11 protein-coding genes and 1 pseudogene are annotated in these 14484 nt (G+C 38.0%); 11 read left to right on the top strand and 1 reads right to left on the bottom strand.

Features of this window, described 5'->3' with window-relative positions:
• The first annotated feature begins 11 nt into the window (after nucleotides 1-11).
• From LFLEISCH_RS04225 to holA, 3 genes are all read left to right on the top strand, one after another.
• Nucleotides 12-482 carry a ComE operon protein 2 gene (locus LFLEISCH_RS04225; RefSeq protein WP_007473354.1) on the top strand — a complete coding sequence of 157 codons (471 nt, stop codon included), beginning with the start codon at nucleotides 12-14 and terminating at the stop codon, nucleotides 480-482.
• 224 nt (nucleotides 483-706) lie between these two features.
• Nucleotides 707-2845: a DNA internalization-related competence protein ComEC/Rec2 gene (locus LFLEISCH_RS04220; protein ID WP_040504760.1), complete on the top strand. Its 2139-nt coding sequence runs from the start codon at nucleotides 707-709 to the stop codon at nucleotides 2843-2845.
• A gap of 23 nt (nucleotides 2846-2868) precedes the next feature.
• A complete protein-coding gene (gene holA / locus LFLEISCH_RS04215; RefSeq protein ID WP_007473350.1) occupies nucleotides 2869-3909 on the top strand; it encodes a DNA polymerase III subunit delta in 1041 nt (346 codons plus the stop codon).
• Nucleotides 3910-3990: 81 nt separating this feature from the next.
• Here the strand turns inward: holA and rpsT are convergent, their stop codons facing one another.
• Nucleotides 3991-4242, bottom strand: a complete 252-nt coding sequence (rpsT, locus tag LFLEISCH_RS04210) for a 30S ribosomal protein S20 (RefSeq protein ID WP_007473348.1) — start codon at nucleotides 4240-4242, stop codon at nucleotides 3991-3993.
• A gap of 239 nt (nucleotides 4243-4481) precedes the next feature.
• Here rpsT and lepA point away from each other — a divergent pair, with 239 nt between their 5' ends.
• The 8 genes and pseudogenes from lepA to LFLEISCH_RS04170 all read left to right on the top strand — a co-directional run bounded on the left by lepA (nucleotide 4482) and on the right by LFLEISCH_RS04170 (nucleotide 14200).
• Nucleotides 4482-6308, top strand: a complete 1827-nt coding sequence (gene lepA, locus LFLEISCH_RS04205) for a translation elongation factor 4 (protein WP_007473346.1) — start codon at nucleotides 4482-4484, stop codon at nucleotides 6306-6308.
• Nucleotides 6309-6366: 58 nt separating this feature from the next.
• Entirely contained in the window at nucleotides 6367-7494 is a 1128-nt protein-coding gene (hemW, locus tag LFLEISCH_RS04200; protein WP_007473344.1) for a radical SAM family heme chaperone HemW, read from the top strand.
• Nucleotides 7495-7642: 148 nt separating this feature from the next.
• Nucleotides 7643-8679: pseudogene (gene hrcA, locus LFLEISCH_RS04195) on the top strand (heat-inducible transcriptional repressor HrcA).
• A 42-nt stretch (nucleotides 8680-8721) separates the two neighbouring features.
• On the top strand, nucleotides 8722-9288 hold the full coding sequence (grpE, locus tag LFLEISCH_RS04190; RefSeq protein ID WP_007473338.1) for a nucleotide exchange factor GrpE: 567 nt from the start codon (nucleotides 8722-8724) through the stop codon (nucleotides 9286-9288).
• Nucleotides 9289-9324: 36 nt separating this feature from the next.
• On the top strand, nucleotides 9325-11172 hold the full coding sequence (gene dnaK / locus LFLEISCH_RS04185; protein ID WP_007473336.1) for a molecular chaperone DnaK: 1848 nt from the start codon (nucleotides 9325-9327) through the stop codon (nucleotides 11170-11172).
• A gap of 120 nt (nucleotides 11173-11292) precedes the next feature.
• Nucleotides 11293-12429, top strand: coding sequence for a molecular chaperone DnaJ (gene dnaJ, locus LFLEISCH_RS04180; RefSeq protein WP_007473334.1), 1137 nt, complete (start codon nucleotides 11293-11295; stop codon nucleotides 12427-12429).
• Nucleotides 12430-12498: 69 nt separating this feature from the next.
• Nucleotides 12499-13440 carry a 50S ribosomal protein L11 methyltransferase gene (gene prmA / locus LFLEISCH_RS04175; protein WP_007473332.1) on the top strand — a complete coding sequence of 314 codons (942 nt, stop codon included), beginning with the start codon at nucleotides 12499-12501 and terminating at the stop codon, nucleotides 13438-13440.
• A gap of 1 nt (nucleotide 13441) precedes the next feature.
• The gene (locus LFLEISCH_RS04170; RefSeq protein WP_007473330.1) at nucleotides 13442-14200 is read left to right on the top strand and encodes a 16S rRNA (uracil(1498)-N(3))-methyltransferase; all 759 of its coding nucleotides are present in this window, start codon (nucleotides 13442-13444) and stop codon (nucleotides 14198-14200) included.
• The last annotated feature ends 284 nt before the right edge of the window (nucleotides 14201-14484 follow it).

Genomic DNA, 14484 nt, shown 5'->3' with positions numbered 1-14484 from the left:
GAGGTAGAATCATGAAACGTATTGCTTGGGACCAGTTTTTTATGGCACAAAGCCATTTAATTTCTTCAAGAAGCACATGTACACGTCTAATGGTAGGAGCAACCATTGTGCGAGATAAGCGGATTATTGCAGGCGGCTATAATGGCTCAATTGCAGGAGGGGATCACTGCGCTGAACATGGCTGCTTAGTCGTGGAAGGTCATTGTATTCGCACGATTCATGCCGAAATGAACGCGATTTTACAATGTGCTAAATTTGGTGCATCCACAGATAAAGCAGAAATGTATGTGACTCATTTCCCGTGCGTGGCATGTTGTAAATCTATTATTCAAGCTGGGATAAAACCGTTTGTTATGCAGAAGACTATAAAAATCACCCTTATGCCATCGAATTATTTGAACAAGCGGGTGTTGAACTTAAAAAAATCCCGTTTGATTCACATATTTTCCGGGGTGAGGAAATCAATAAAGCGGAGATATTAAATGAAATCAAACAAGCCGCAATCGATGAAAAAATACCAGAAGAATATGCAGAAAAACTCTATTTAAACATGACAAACAGACTATCTTAAGAAATGGAGTGAAAGCCATCGAACGATATGTATTTTTTTCGGTCTTGGTTATCATTTTTTCAAGTTTGGGAGTCTTTTGGACTCCTCTTTTTTTTATTGTTAGTATTTTATTATGCGTATACCTTAGTTTAGCGAATAAAACAATTTTTAATTCTTTTTATGGTTATGTGTATGACATTCGTTTATGTGACATTTATAGAACAACGAAACGAGTCTCGTTTACGACCTGGAGAAATTCAGTTAGACGCTACAATCGAATCAAAATTTAAAATAGACGGGGATAAAATGCAATTTGTTTCATCTTACAAGGATGAAAAAATTTTGGTCACCTATCAAATCAAAACAAAAGCAGAAAAAGCATCCTTTCAAAATTTGAAACTGGGAACTTCCTTTACGGCTGTTGCCAGCTTAGAACAACCTTCCCCAAATCGAAATGATTTTCAATTTAATTATCAAACCTATTTAAAACGTTCAGGTATTCATTATATCGCCAAGGCTTCGAATATCGCACTAGGCTCTGTGAAGCATCCTACCTTTTTCCAAAGAGTGGAAAATATGAGGCATTCGATTATCCAATATATTGACCGAACTTTTAATCCGGAAATCACACCCTACATCGCTGCATTAACGGTGGGAGAGAAAGATCTTTTTGACGAACAGATATTTAGCCAATATCAAAAATTGGGCGTGGTCCATTTATTAGCTATTTCTGGTTTGCATGTCAATTTATTCGTATCTTTATTTTATAGTGCCTTACTACGCTTTGGGATAACACGTGAGACAAGTCGAATTATTCTACTTTTTTTAATCCCTGCCTATGCGCTCTTAGCTGGTTTTAATCCACCAGTTTTAAGAGCAGCTGGGATGAGTTTTTTAGTCTTGCTTACTGCAAAAAAAATATCCACACTCACAGCGATTTCACTAACCTTCATTCTGTTTGTTCTCTTAAACCCCTATACTATTTTTGAAGTAGGATTTCAATTAACCTATAGCGTAGCCTTTGCTATCATACTCTCTAAGCGGATTTTAAACACTATATCCAATAAGTGGCAACTGGGATTTTATATTTCTCTTATCTCAACGCTAGCCTCTTCCGTTGTGATGATGTTCCATTTCTATGAGTTTTCGATTGTTGGTATTTTACTTAATATCGTGTATGTCCCGCTGTTTTCAGCTGTTATTGTGCCACTTGTTTTAATTAGCTTTTTCGCATCGATTCACCCAGTTTTATTTTTTGTTCCAAACTATATGCTTACCCTAGTGCTTCAATTTACTGAATGGATGACTCAAATATTGGCAAATTTTCCTGTAAAAAGCATTATTTCTGGCAGACCAAGTAGCCTATTTCTTTGGTCCTTTATCATCGGCCTCTACTTTATTTTTTATTTTGTAGAAAAAGGATATACGAAACGAGCATTAGTTTTAGTTGTAGTATATTTTAGTGCGTGCTACTGGCAACATTTTCCCTTAAATGGAGAAGTCGTAATCATTGATGTATCACAAGGCGACAGCATTTTAATCCAACTACCCAAAAACGCCGGAACCTTTTTAATTGATACCGGAGGAACACTACCTTTTGAAAAAGAGGAGTGGATGAAGAAACGAAAAGAATATTTGGTTGGCTCGAGTGTTCTTGTGCCTAGTTTAAAAGCAAGAGGAATTAGGCAACTTGATAAAGTTTTTGTCACGCATGCTGATGCAGATCATATGGAAGCACTTGATGAGTTAGCTGATGAAATTCAAATTGAAGAAATCTGTATTGGAGCGGGATCCTCTCAAAAAGCTATTTTAAGCAAAATGCTAATGAACTTACCTGAAATTCCAGTAAAAGAACTCTTGGCAGGAGCAACATTTCAGTACGGAGAAAATAGGCTAGAAGTCATCTATCCTGCTCAAAAAGGAGAAGGAGGTAACAATGATTCACTAGTGATTCGAGCGCACCTTGATGGCCTAGTCTGGTTATTTACTGGCGATATTGAAGCAGATGCAGAGGAAGCCTTACTCAAACAAAATATTTCTGCTGATATTTTAAAAATAGCGCATCACGGGAGTAAAACCTCCACAACCGATGCTTTTGTTAAAGCTGTAAAGCCACAAATTGCGATAATTTCATCCGGTTTAAATAATCGTTTCGGTCATCCACATCCTGAAACCTTATCCACTTTGAATAAAAATCAAGTTTCGATTTTACGTACAGATGAGAATGGAATGATGACCTATACCTTTCAAAAAGGATTTCACTTTACGCTTGAAAAGACCGTAAAATTCGATTAGGATGAAAAGGAGGAGTGGTTCTTTTGATAGAGGAATGGAAAAGAATAGAACAGAAAAAAATCGCATCCGTTTATTTAATAATCGGGGTGGAAGATTATATTATTAACGAAACCAAAAAACGACTACTTGAGAATGTTCTTTCTGAAGATGAATTAGAATTTAATTATGCCAATTTTGACTTAGACGAAACGCCAATCCAATTAGCGCTTGAAGAGGTTGAAACCTTACCATTTTTTGGCGACAAGCGACTTGTTTTAGCAAGCAACCCTAGCTTTTTAACAACTGAAAAGAACAAAAGCAAAGTGGAACATCAACCAGAAAAATTAGAGGCCTACTTAAATAATCCAGTTGATTACTCCGTTCTGTGCATTGTTGCTCATGTTGAAAAGCTCGATGAACGTAAGAAATTAACCAAGTTGCTCAAAAAAACAGCCACTGTCATTGAAGCGAAACGACCTAATGAGAAAGAGTTTATCGCTTGGATCCAAAATAAAATTAAAGAAAATCAATTTGAGATGCAACAAGAGGCCATTTTACACTTGTTTGAACTTACAAGCGGTAATCTGACAACAGCTATGAATGAATTAGACAAATTAATGCTTTATAAGTTTGAAGAAAAAAAAGTGGTTCTGCAAGATGTAGAAAATATCGTTGTTCGCTCTTTGGAGCAAAATATTTTTTTACTGCTCGACAAATTGATTGCCCAAGACATCGCGGGAGCACTTCGGATTTATTATGATTTATTAAAGCAAAAAGAAGAACCTATTAAGATAATGGCTTTAGTTGGTAGCCAGTTTCGCTTATTAAATCAACTTAAAATTTTAGAAAAAGAAGGCTATAGCTCTCAGCAGGCAGCGGGGATGTTAAAAGTCCATCCATTCCGTGCGAAACTTGCGGCTAAACAGGCCAGAAGCTTTACTCAAGAAGAACTTAATTTTGCGCTACTTCGTGTTTCAGAAATAGATTTAGAGCTAAAAACAGGCTTTGGTAATCGTGAACAGAAGTTAGAGTGGTTTTTATTTGAGCTAGAAGATTATCGTAAGAAACAAAAAGGATTAATTTAAAACAAAAATAAAACGCAGGTTGCATGCGACCTGCGTTTTTAAACAAAATAAAAAACACCACGAACGTGATGTTTTCCGCAATTATTTTACTTTTGCAGCTAAGCGAGATTTGTTACGAGCCGCTTTGTTTTTATGAATCAAGCCTTTAGATACAGCAGAATCGATTTTTTTGCTCGCAGCAACAAATAATTCTTCTTTATTGTCAGCGTTAGTAGCAGCAGCTTCTTCTACTTTTTTAATGGCTGTACGCATTGCGGAACGTTGAGCAACGTTACGGCTGTTGCGTGTTTCAGTTGTTTTTACACGTTTAATCGCAGATTTAATATTTGGCATTCCATTCACCTCCGTCCAAACTAATGAGGTACTATTTATTTCAAAACATACCTTTTTAAATTACACCAGAACAAATGCTATTATACATAAAGATTGGCGGTTTTGCAATAATACTTTCTGATTTTTATTTAAAAAAGCTTATTTTTAAAAGAAGTCATTGAATAATCATGTTTCTACTGATATAATCAACCTTAGCTTGCCATCTTATAAGGGATGAGCCAAAATCAGGAGCTGGGATAATGAATAAAAAAGAAATGCTAGAAAGACAAGGAAAAATAAGAAATTTTTCAATTATCGCTCACATTGACCATGGGAAGTCAACTTTAGCTGATCGTATTTTAGAAAAAACACATGCACTAACGCATCGTGAAATGAAGGATCAACTACTTGATTCAATGGATTTGGAACGAGAACGTGGAATTACAATAAAACTAAATGCTGTTCAATTGAATTATACAGCAAAAGATGGCGAGACCTATACTTTCCATCTTATTGATACACCAGGGCATGTCGATTTTACGTATGAAGTATCGCGTAGTCTGGCTGCATGTGAAGGCGCTGTTTTAGTTGTAGATGCGGCGCAAGGCATTGAAGCACAAACGTTAGCCAATGTCTATTTAGCCCTTGATAATGACCTTGAAATTTTACCTGTTATAAATAAAATTGATTTACCTGCTGCAGATCCAGAGCGCGTACGTGAGGAAATAGAAGATGTTATTGGACTGGATGCCAGCGAGGCTGTTTTAGCTTCTGCAAAAGCTGGGATAGGTATTGAAGAAATATTAGAACAAATTGTTGAAAAGGTGCCAGCACCAAAAGGTGACCTAAACGCGCCGCTAAAAGCGCTCATTTTTGATTCTGTATTTGATGCTTATCGTGGAGTTATTGCTAATATTCGTATTGTAGAAGGAACCGTAAAAGCGGGGGATAAAATTCGCTTAATGTCTAATGGGAAAGAATTTGAAGTAACAGAAGTAGGCGTATTTAAACCAAAAGCAACTGCTCAAGATGTTTTAATGGTTGGCGATGTAGGTTATTTGACAGCATCGATTAAAAATGTTGGGGATACGCGTGTCGGGGATACTATTACGCTTGCGAACAATCCGGCATCTGAAGCGTTACCGGGGTACCGGAAGTTAAATCCAATGGTATACTGCGGATTATATCCGATTGATTCCTCTAAATATAATGATTTACGGGATGCACTTGAAAAACTAGAATTAAATGATTCAGCTCTGCAATTTGAAGCTGAAACTTCTCAAGCATTAGGTTTTGGATTCCGCTCTGGATTTTTAGGTCTTTTGCATATGGAAATCATTCAGGAACGAATTGAACGAGAATTTAATATTGACTTAATTACAACAGCACCAAGTGTTATTTACCATGTGAATTTGACAGACGGGGAACAAATTATTGTGGATAATCCTGCAGAAATGCCAGAACCGGGTGTTATTTTATCTGTAGAAGAGCCTTATGTAAAAGCAACTGTTATGGTACCAAATGAATATGTTGGTGCTGTTATGGAACTTGCGCAAAATAAACGAGGCAATTTCATTACGATGGAATATTTAGATGATATTCGTGTGAGTATTATTTATGAAATTCCACTTTCTGAAATCGTATATGATTTCTTCGACCAATTAAAATCAAGTACTAAAGGGTATGCCTCGTTTGACTATGAAGTGCTTGGTTATCAGGCTTCGAAACTCGTTAAAATGGATATTTTACTGAATGCGGAAAAAGTAGATGCGCTTAGCTTTATTGTTCACCGTGATTTTGCCTATGAACGCGGTAAAATTATTGTTGAAAAATTACGCGAACTAATTCCGCGCCAACAATTTGAAGTGCCTATTCAAGCTGCGATTGGTACGAAAATTGTGGCCCGCTCGACGATTAAAGCATTACGTAAAAATGTTCTTGCCAAATGTTATGGCGGGGATGTTTCAAGAAAACGAAAACTTTTAGAGAAACAAAAAGAAGGTAAGAAACGAATGAAACAAATCGGTTCCGTTGAAGTGCCGCAAGAAGCTTTCATGGCAATTTTAAAAATGGACGACAATCAATAAAAAATGAAAGAGTTGCCGCTTTTCTGGCGGCTCTTTTTTAAAGAAAGAAGTGGCGCAAATGACCGCTGTATATATTCATATTCCTTTTTGTGAACACATTTGTTACTATTGTGATTTTAATAAAGTATTTTTAGAAGGGCAGCCAGTTGACCACTATGTTGATTTACTCATTAAAGAAATGGAGATGAAAACAAAAGGGAGGTCGCTTGATACTGTTGAAACGGTATTTGTCGGGGGCGGGACGCCAACGACTTTAAATGAATCACAAATTGAGCGCCTTTCTGAATCTGTTCACCGCATCTTCCCCCTTTCTAAAAATGTAGAATTTTCGTTTGAGGCGAACCCAGGAGATCTTTCTGTTTCTAAATTAAAAGCGATGAAACGAAGTGGCGTCAATCGTATTAGTATGGGGGTTCAAAGTTTTAACAATGAACTGCTTAAAAAAATTGGTAGAATCCATACTGTAAAAGATGTTTATCAATCCATTCGCAATATGGAAGAGGTTGGTTTTGAAAATGTGAGTATTGATTTAATTTTTAGCTTGCCAGGGCAAACGGAAGCGGATTTTAAAGATACGTTACATCAGGCGTTAGCACTGGATTTACCACATTATTCGGCGTATTCGCTCATTATTGAACCAAAAACGATATTTTATAATTTGATGCAAAAAGGACAACTTATTTTGCCCACTCAAGATGCGGAGGCGAATATGTATGCCTTTTTGATGAATGAAATGGAGCGTCACGGAAAGAAACAGTACGAAATCAGCAATTTTGCCAAAGAAGGTTTTCAAAGTCGCCATAATATCGTTTATTGGAGCAATGAACATTATTTTGGGTTTGGTGCAGGGGCACATGGCTATTTAAGTGATACGAGGTATAGTAATTTTGGTCCGCTTAAGCAATATATGACGCCGCTTGAAGAAAATCGACTTCCTGTTTTTCAAACCAAGGATTTAACGCCAAAAGAAGAAATGGAAGAAGAAATGTTCTTAGGGCTTCGTAAAGTGAGTGGTGTTAGTAAAGCACGGTTTTTTGAGAAGTTTGGGCAAGAATTAGATACTACTTTTAAGGAAGCGATTCAAGTGACATCGGAAAAAGGATGGTTAGAAAATACAAAGGAAAATGTAAAATTAACAAAAGCAGGTCGTTTTTTAGGAAATAATGTATTTCGTGAGTTCTTATAAATCGCATGGTTGACCAATTTTGACCAAACATGTCAGTCTTTAGTCGGAAATGAAGTGTTTTCAGTTGACTAGAGCTGATTTGTTTGGTAAATTTATACTTGTATTTAGCACTTGGACGATTTGAGTGCTAAAAAAAGAGGTGAAAGGTATGTTGACGGAAAGGCAGCTTCAGATTTTTCGAGCGATTATCGATCATTTCACTTGGACTGTTCAGCCTGTAGGTTCAAAAAATCTATTAAAAGAAAGCGACCTTCCATACAGCTCTGCGACAATTCGAAATGAAATGAGCGTGCTTGAAGAATATGGATTCATTGAAAAAACGCATTCCTCTTCTGGACGTGTCCCGTCTGAAAAGGATACCGGTTTTATGTAGATTATTTATTAAAACCGAAAAAACTTTCCAAAGAGGATAGGCAGATTATTCAGTCCGTGTTTCAGGCAGATTATGATGAGGCAGAAGAAGTTATTCAAAACTCAGCATCGTTACTTTCGGAATTAACAAGTTATACATCCATTGTACTTGGGCCGAATTCAGCTGTGAATAAACTTAGTGGCTTTCGTTTTGTGCCCATTAGTCGCCAGCAAGCTATGCTGATTTTAATCACGGATCAAGGGCATGTGGATAATCATTTGGTGACACTCCCAATTGGCGTGACACCGTCTGATATGGAACGAACAGTGAATATTTTAAATGATCGTTTGGTCGGAGTTCCGCTTGACGCACTGGAAACCCGCATTGAACATGAAGTTGAGGAGCTTCTTACCAAACATGTTGAAAATGCCGAGTATATGAGCGAAATTTTATTAAATACATTTCATCGTGTCAATAAAGAGCGCATTTATCTCGGAGGGAAAACGAATATTTTAAATCAACCTGAATTTCATGATGTTGCGAAAATTCGTGGTTTCTTACAACTGGTAGAAGCAGAAGATGTTCTTTATGATTTATTCCGTGACATTCCTGATGGGGTTTCGGTCAAATTTGGCCGTGAACTAAATAATGAATTCATGGATGATTTAAGCATCATTACAGCAACTTACCGAATTGCGGATGAGCGAGTCGGTGGGATTGTCTTACTAGGCCCAACAAGGATGGAATATAGCCGAATGCTTGGCTTAGTAGATGTGTTTAGTCAAGATTTAACGACTGTTTTAACAAAACTTTATCATGAGAATCAAAAATAGAAAGGGCTGGAGAAACAAGCGTTTTTTCAGGAGGTGACACTTTTGTCTGAGAAAAAAGATAAGCAAGCTAAATTGGAAGAAGAAATTCAAAAAGAAGCAGATGTTGAGATTAATGAAGTAGAAGTTGAAATGAAAGATCAAGAAGCTGTAAAAGCTTTGGAAACAAAGATTGAAGAACTTGAAAGAGAACTTTCGAAGCAAGAAGATCGCTATTTGCGTTTACATGCTGATTTTGAAAACGTAAAAAAACGCCACACAACAGAACGTGAGGCAGCGACAAAGTTTCGTTCTCAAAGTTTAGCTGAGGATCTCTTACCGGCGCTTGATAGTTTTGAAAAGGCGCTTGATACAGAATCTGATAATGAGGAAGTACAAGCGATATTAAAAGGCATGAACATGGTTTATAGCCAGATTATGACAGCTTTTGAAAAAGAAGGTATCGAAAGTATTCCTGCTTTAGGTGAACAATTTGATCCCAATTTCCATCAAGCTATTATGCAAGATCAAGATGAAAATGCGGCAAGTAATGAGATTACAGCAGAACTTCAAAAAGGTTACAAAATTAAAGACCGGGTCATTAGACCTTCGATGGTCAAAGTAAACGAATAAAAACTTTAATTTTATATATCAGGAGGAATTTAAATTATGAGCAAAATTATTGGTATTGACTTAGGAACTACAAACTCAGCAGTTGCAGTATTAGAAGGCGGAGAAGCTAAAATTATCCCAAATCCAGAAGGTGCTCGTACAACACCATCTGTTGTCGGTTTTAAAAACGGAGAACGTCAAGTAGGTGAAGTGGCAAAACGTGCTGCTATCACAAACCCAAACACTGTAAGTTCCATTAAACGTCACATGGGAACAGATTACAAGGAAACAGTGGAAGGAAAAGATTATTCGCCACAAGAAATTAGTGCGATTATTTTACAATATTTAAAAGGCTATGCAGAAGATTATTTAGGTGAAAAAGTAGATAAAGCAGTTATCACAGTACCTGCGTACTTCAACGACGCAGAACGCCAAGCAACTAAAGATGCAGGTAAAATTGCAGGACTTGAAGTAGAACGTATTATTAATGAGCCTACTGCAGCAGCCCTTGCTTACGGTATGGATAAAACGGAACAAGATCAAACCATTTTAGTATTTGACCTTGGTGGTGGTACGTTTGACGTATCTATCCTTGAATTAGGTGATGGTGTATTTGAAGTTCATTCTACAGCTGGGGATAACCATCTTGGTGGGGATGACTTCGACCAAAAAATTATTGACTATTTAGTTGCCGAATTTAAAAAAGAAAATGGCATTGATCTTTCCAAAGATAAAATGGCATTACAACGTTTGAAAGACGCAGCTGAAAAAGCGAAAAAAGATTTATCTGGTGTCACAAGCACACAAATTTCCTTACCATTTATTACAGCAGGCGAAGCCGGTCCGCTTCACTTGGAAGTTAGTTTAACCCGTGCGAAATTTGATGAATTAACTCACGATTTAGTTGACCGTACAATTGGCCCAACTCGTCAAGCGCTTAAAGATGCAGGACTTTCTGCAAGCGATATTGATCAAGTTATCTTAGTTGGTGGATCAACGCGTATCCCAGCTGTTCAAGAAGCGATTACAAAAGAACTTGGTAAAGAACCTCATAAAGGTGTAAACCCTGATGAAGTAGTTGCCATGGGTGCCGCTATTCAAGGTGGCGTAATCACTGGTGATGTAAAAGACGTTGTTTTACTTGATGTAACACCGTTATCACTTGGTATTGAAACAATGGGCGGTGTATCTACAGTCTTGATTGAACGTAATACAACCATTCCAACTTCTAAATCACAAACATTCTCAACTGCAGCAGATAATCAACCGGCTGTTGATATTCATGTCTTGCAAGGTGAACGCCCAATGGCAAAAGATAACAAAACACTTGGCCGCTTCCAACTTGCGGATATTCCACCAGCACCACGTGGTATTCCACAAATCGAAGTATCCTTTGATATTGATAAAAATGGTATCGTAACGGTTCGTGCTAAAGATCTTGGAACTGGTAAAGAGCAAAACATCGTGATTAAATCTTCTTCAGGTTTAACAGATGAAGAAATTGATCGTATGGTAAAAGATGCAGAAGCTAATGCAGAAGAAGATAAGAAAAATAAAGAACATGCGGAACTTCGTAACAATGCCGACCAACTTGTATTTACAGTTGATAAAACTCTTAAAGAGTTAGAAGGTAAAGTGGAAGAAGAAGAAGTGAAAAAAGCGGAAGCAGCGCGAGATGAACTTCAAGAAGCACTAAAAGGCGAAGATTTTGAAGCTATTCAAGCGAAAACAGATGCTTTAAACGAAATTGTACAAAATCTGTCTGTTAAACTTTACGAACAAGCGGCAGCTGAACAACAAGCAGCTCAAGGTGAAAACGGAGAAGCAGCTGCTGGCGCTTCAGATGATGTGGTGGATGCAGAGTTTGAAGAAGTGAATGATGACGAGAAAAAAGAAGATAAATAAGTTGTTTTAAAAGAAGGGGTCAAAGTCTTGCTGGCTTTGGCCTTTTCGAACTTATGAACTGTTCTTATCGATTTTCTTGTGATACAATACGTAAGGATAATGGAAAAGGAGTGATGGCGGATGGCCAAACGCGATTATTATGAAGTACTTGGCGTTTCAAAGAGCGCTTCAGCAGATGAAATAAAAAAAGCATACCGGAAACTGTCCAAAAAGTACCATCCGGATATCAATAAAGAAAGTGGCGCCGACGAAAAATTCAAGGAAATTTCAGAAGCTTATGAAGTATTGAGCGATGAAAACAAACGTGCGCAATATGATCAGTACGGACATGTTGATCCTAACCAAGGGTTTGGCGGAGGCGGAGGATTTTCCGGTGGTTTCTCTGGTGGCGGATTCTCTGGCTTTGAAGATATTTTTGATACATTCTTTGGCGGTGGAGGAGCTAGACAAGATCCAAATGCACCACGTCAAGGGAATGATTTGCAATATACCATGCGTCTTAAATTTAAAGAAGCCGTTTTTGGTAAAGAAGCTGAAATCGAAATTCCTCGTGAGGAAGAGTGTGATACATGTCATGGTTCAGGTGCAAAACCTGGAACCCACCCGGAAAAATGTTCGCACTGTGACGGAAAAGGAACGATTAATGTTGAACAAAATACACCATTTGGACGAATCGTCAATAAACGCACATGTAGTTACTGTAACGGAACCGGCAAGGAAATCAAAGACAAATGTTCGACTTGTCACGGAACAGGTCGCGTGAAGAAAACGAAAAAAATCAGCTTAAAAGTTCCAGCAGGTGTTAATGATGGCCAACAAATGCGTGTTGCAGGTGAAGGTGAAGCTGGAATTAACGGAGGACCAAACGGCGATTTATTCGTTGTATTCGTTATTATTCCAGATGAATTTTTCGAACGCGAAGGAGATGACATTTTTGTAGAAGTGCCGCTTACTTTCGTTCAAGCCGCACTTGGCGATGAAATTGATGTCCCAACTGTACACGGAAAAGTACGGCTTAAAATCCCAGCAGGTACCCAAACAGGTACAACATTTAGAATGCGCGGGAAAGGTGTGCCGCACTTACGCGGAAACGGTACGGGAGATCAACACGTGTCTGTTAAGGTTATAGTACCGAAGAAACTAGATGATAAACAAAAAGAGCTTTTACGTGAGTTTGCGACCACAACAGGCGATAAAGTGGATGAGCAGACATCTGGTTTTTTTGATAAAATGAAAAAAGCATTTAAAGGCGACTAATTTAAGACCGTATGTTGACTAAAAATTGGTTTTCAACATACGGTTTTTTATATAGGAGGAGTTAGTAAAATGGAGTGGTCTGAGGTTGAAATCCATACATTAAATGAAGCGGTGGAACCCGTAGCCAATCAATTGACTGAATACGGAGCTAGCGGCGTTTCTATTACGGATGCGATTGATTTTCACAGAGAACGAGAAGATAAATTCGGTGAAATTTATGCGCTAAACGCCGCTGATTATCCGGAAGACGGAGTAGTCATTAAAGCTTATTTTTTAAAAACGGATGAATTTCTGGCGCAATTAGCTGAAATGGAACAAACGATCCGAAATTTAAAGCAATTTGATATTGCACTAGGCGATCTTAGTTTCCAAGTAAACGATGTGAATGATGATGATTGGGCGACGGCTTGGAAAAAATATTACCATCCTGTTCAAATTACGGAACAAATCACCGTCGCACCAACTTGGGAAAACTATCAAGGCAGGGAAAATGAAATTGTCATTGAGCTAGATCCTGGGATGGCCTTTGGAACGGGCACACACCCTACAACACAGCTTTGTATGCGCGCACTTGAAACTTATTTAAAGAAAAATGATTCGGTTATTGATGTTGGGACGGGATCTGGTGTTTTGTCGATTTTAAGTGCGAAACTAGGCGCGGAAAAAGTTCTTGCGATGGATTTAGATGAGGTCGCTGTTAGAGCGGCTGAGGAGAATATTAATCAAAATCATGTGGAGGCAATTGTTACGCTGAGACAAAATAATTTGCTCGATGGGGTTTTCGAGCGGGTTGATGTTATTGTGGCTAATATTTTAGCCGAGGTGATTTTACTTTTCCCAGAAGATGTATATAACACGCTAAAACCAGGCGGACTATTTATTGCATCTGGAATTATTGCAGAAAAAGCGGAGACTGTGAGAGAGGCTATCCGTGCGGCTGGGTTAACGGTTCTTACTACGGAAGTACAAGGGGACTGGGTCGCGGTTATTGCGAAACGAGGCGAAAATTAAGATGCAACGGTACTTTACGAATGAAAAGTTAAGTCTTTTTGAGCCGTTTTTTATTTCGGGTGATGACTTTCATCATATGTCTCGCGTGATGCGTATGAAGTCCGGAGAAAAAGTGTATATTGTGGACAAAGAGGAAAATGCGTTTATTGCGGAAGTGATTGAAATTGGTGAGAGCGCGGTCAAATTAAGTGCACAGGAAAACATAGAAAAGAGTCCTGAATTACCTGTACAAATCACGATTGCGAGTGGTTTGCCAAAGGGTGATAAATTAGATTTAATTGTGCAAAAGGCAACCGAGCTAGGCGCATTTTCTTTTGTTCCTTTTGCGGCAGAGCGTTCTATCTCTAAGTGGGAGACGAAAAAAGTGCGTAAAAAAATAGAACGTTTAGAAAAAATTGCAAAGGAAGCAGCTGAACAATCTCACCGGACGCATATTCCAACTATTTCGTTTTGTGAGAGTTTCACGGTGCTTATGAATAGGCTTGCTGAATTTGATTATGTTCTTTTGGCGTATGAAGAAAGTGCGCGTTTAAATGAGACGAAGACACTAGTTTCAACATTTGAAAAAATGAAGCCTGGAGAAAAACTTTTAGTTATTTTTGGCCCAGAAGGTGGTGTTGGTGATAAGGAAGTGAAGTTACTTACACAAGCGAATGTGCTTTTTGCGGGGCTTGGTTCGCGGATTTTAAGAACGGAAACAGCACCTTTATATTTTTTAGCAGCCGCTTCTTATCATTTTGAGCTTGAAAAAAGTTTTTAAAGAAAATTAGTAAAGTTAACGATTTCATGTTGACGCAAAAACAGGTTTCATATATAATTTTAAGTGAGTGAATGCTTATCCTGTTATGCTTTCAGAATCTCGCTAACAGTTCGCTAGCATTCTGAAGCCTTATAAGGACTTTCACTAGTCCATGTAAGTGTCGGAGGGAGGGAAAGAGAGATGTCAAAAACAGTAGTTCGATAAAAACGAATCGCTTTAAGAAGATGACTCTTCGTCGCTTTAAACTGATACTGGTTTTCCCAAAAAAGTGGAACTTTGCGGAA

This window comes from Listeria fleischmannii subsp. fleischmannii LU2006-1 (assembly GCF_000344175.1).
Lineage (GTDB): Bacteria > Bacillota > Bacilli > Lactobacillales > Listeriaceae > Listeria > Listeria fleischmannii.
Note: the sequence above shows the minus strand (reverse complement) of the source record. Positions and strands in the feature narration are given on the sequence as shown.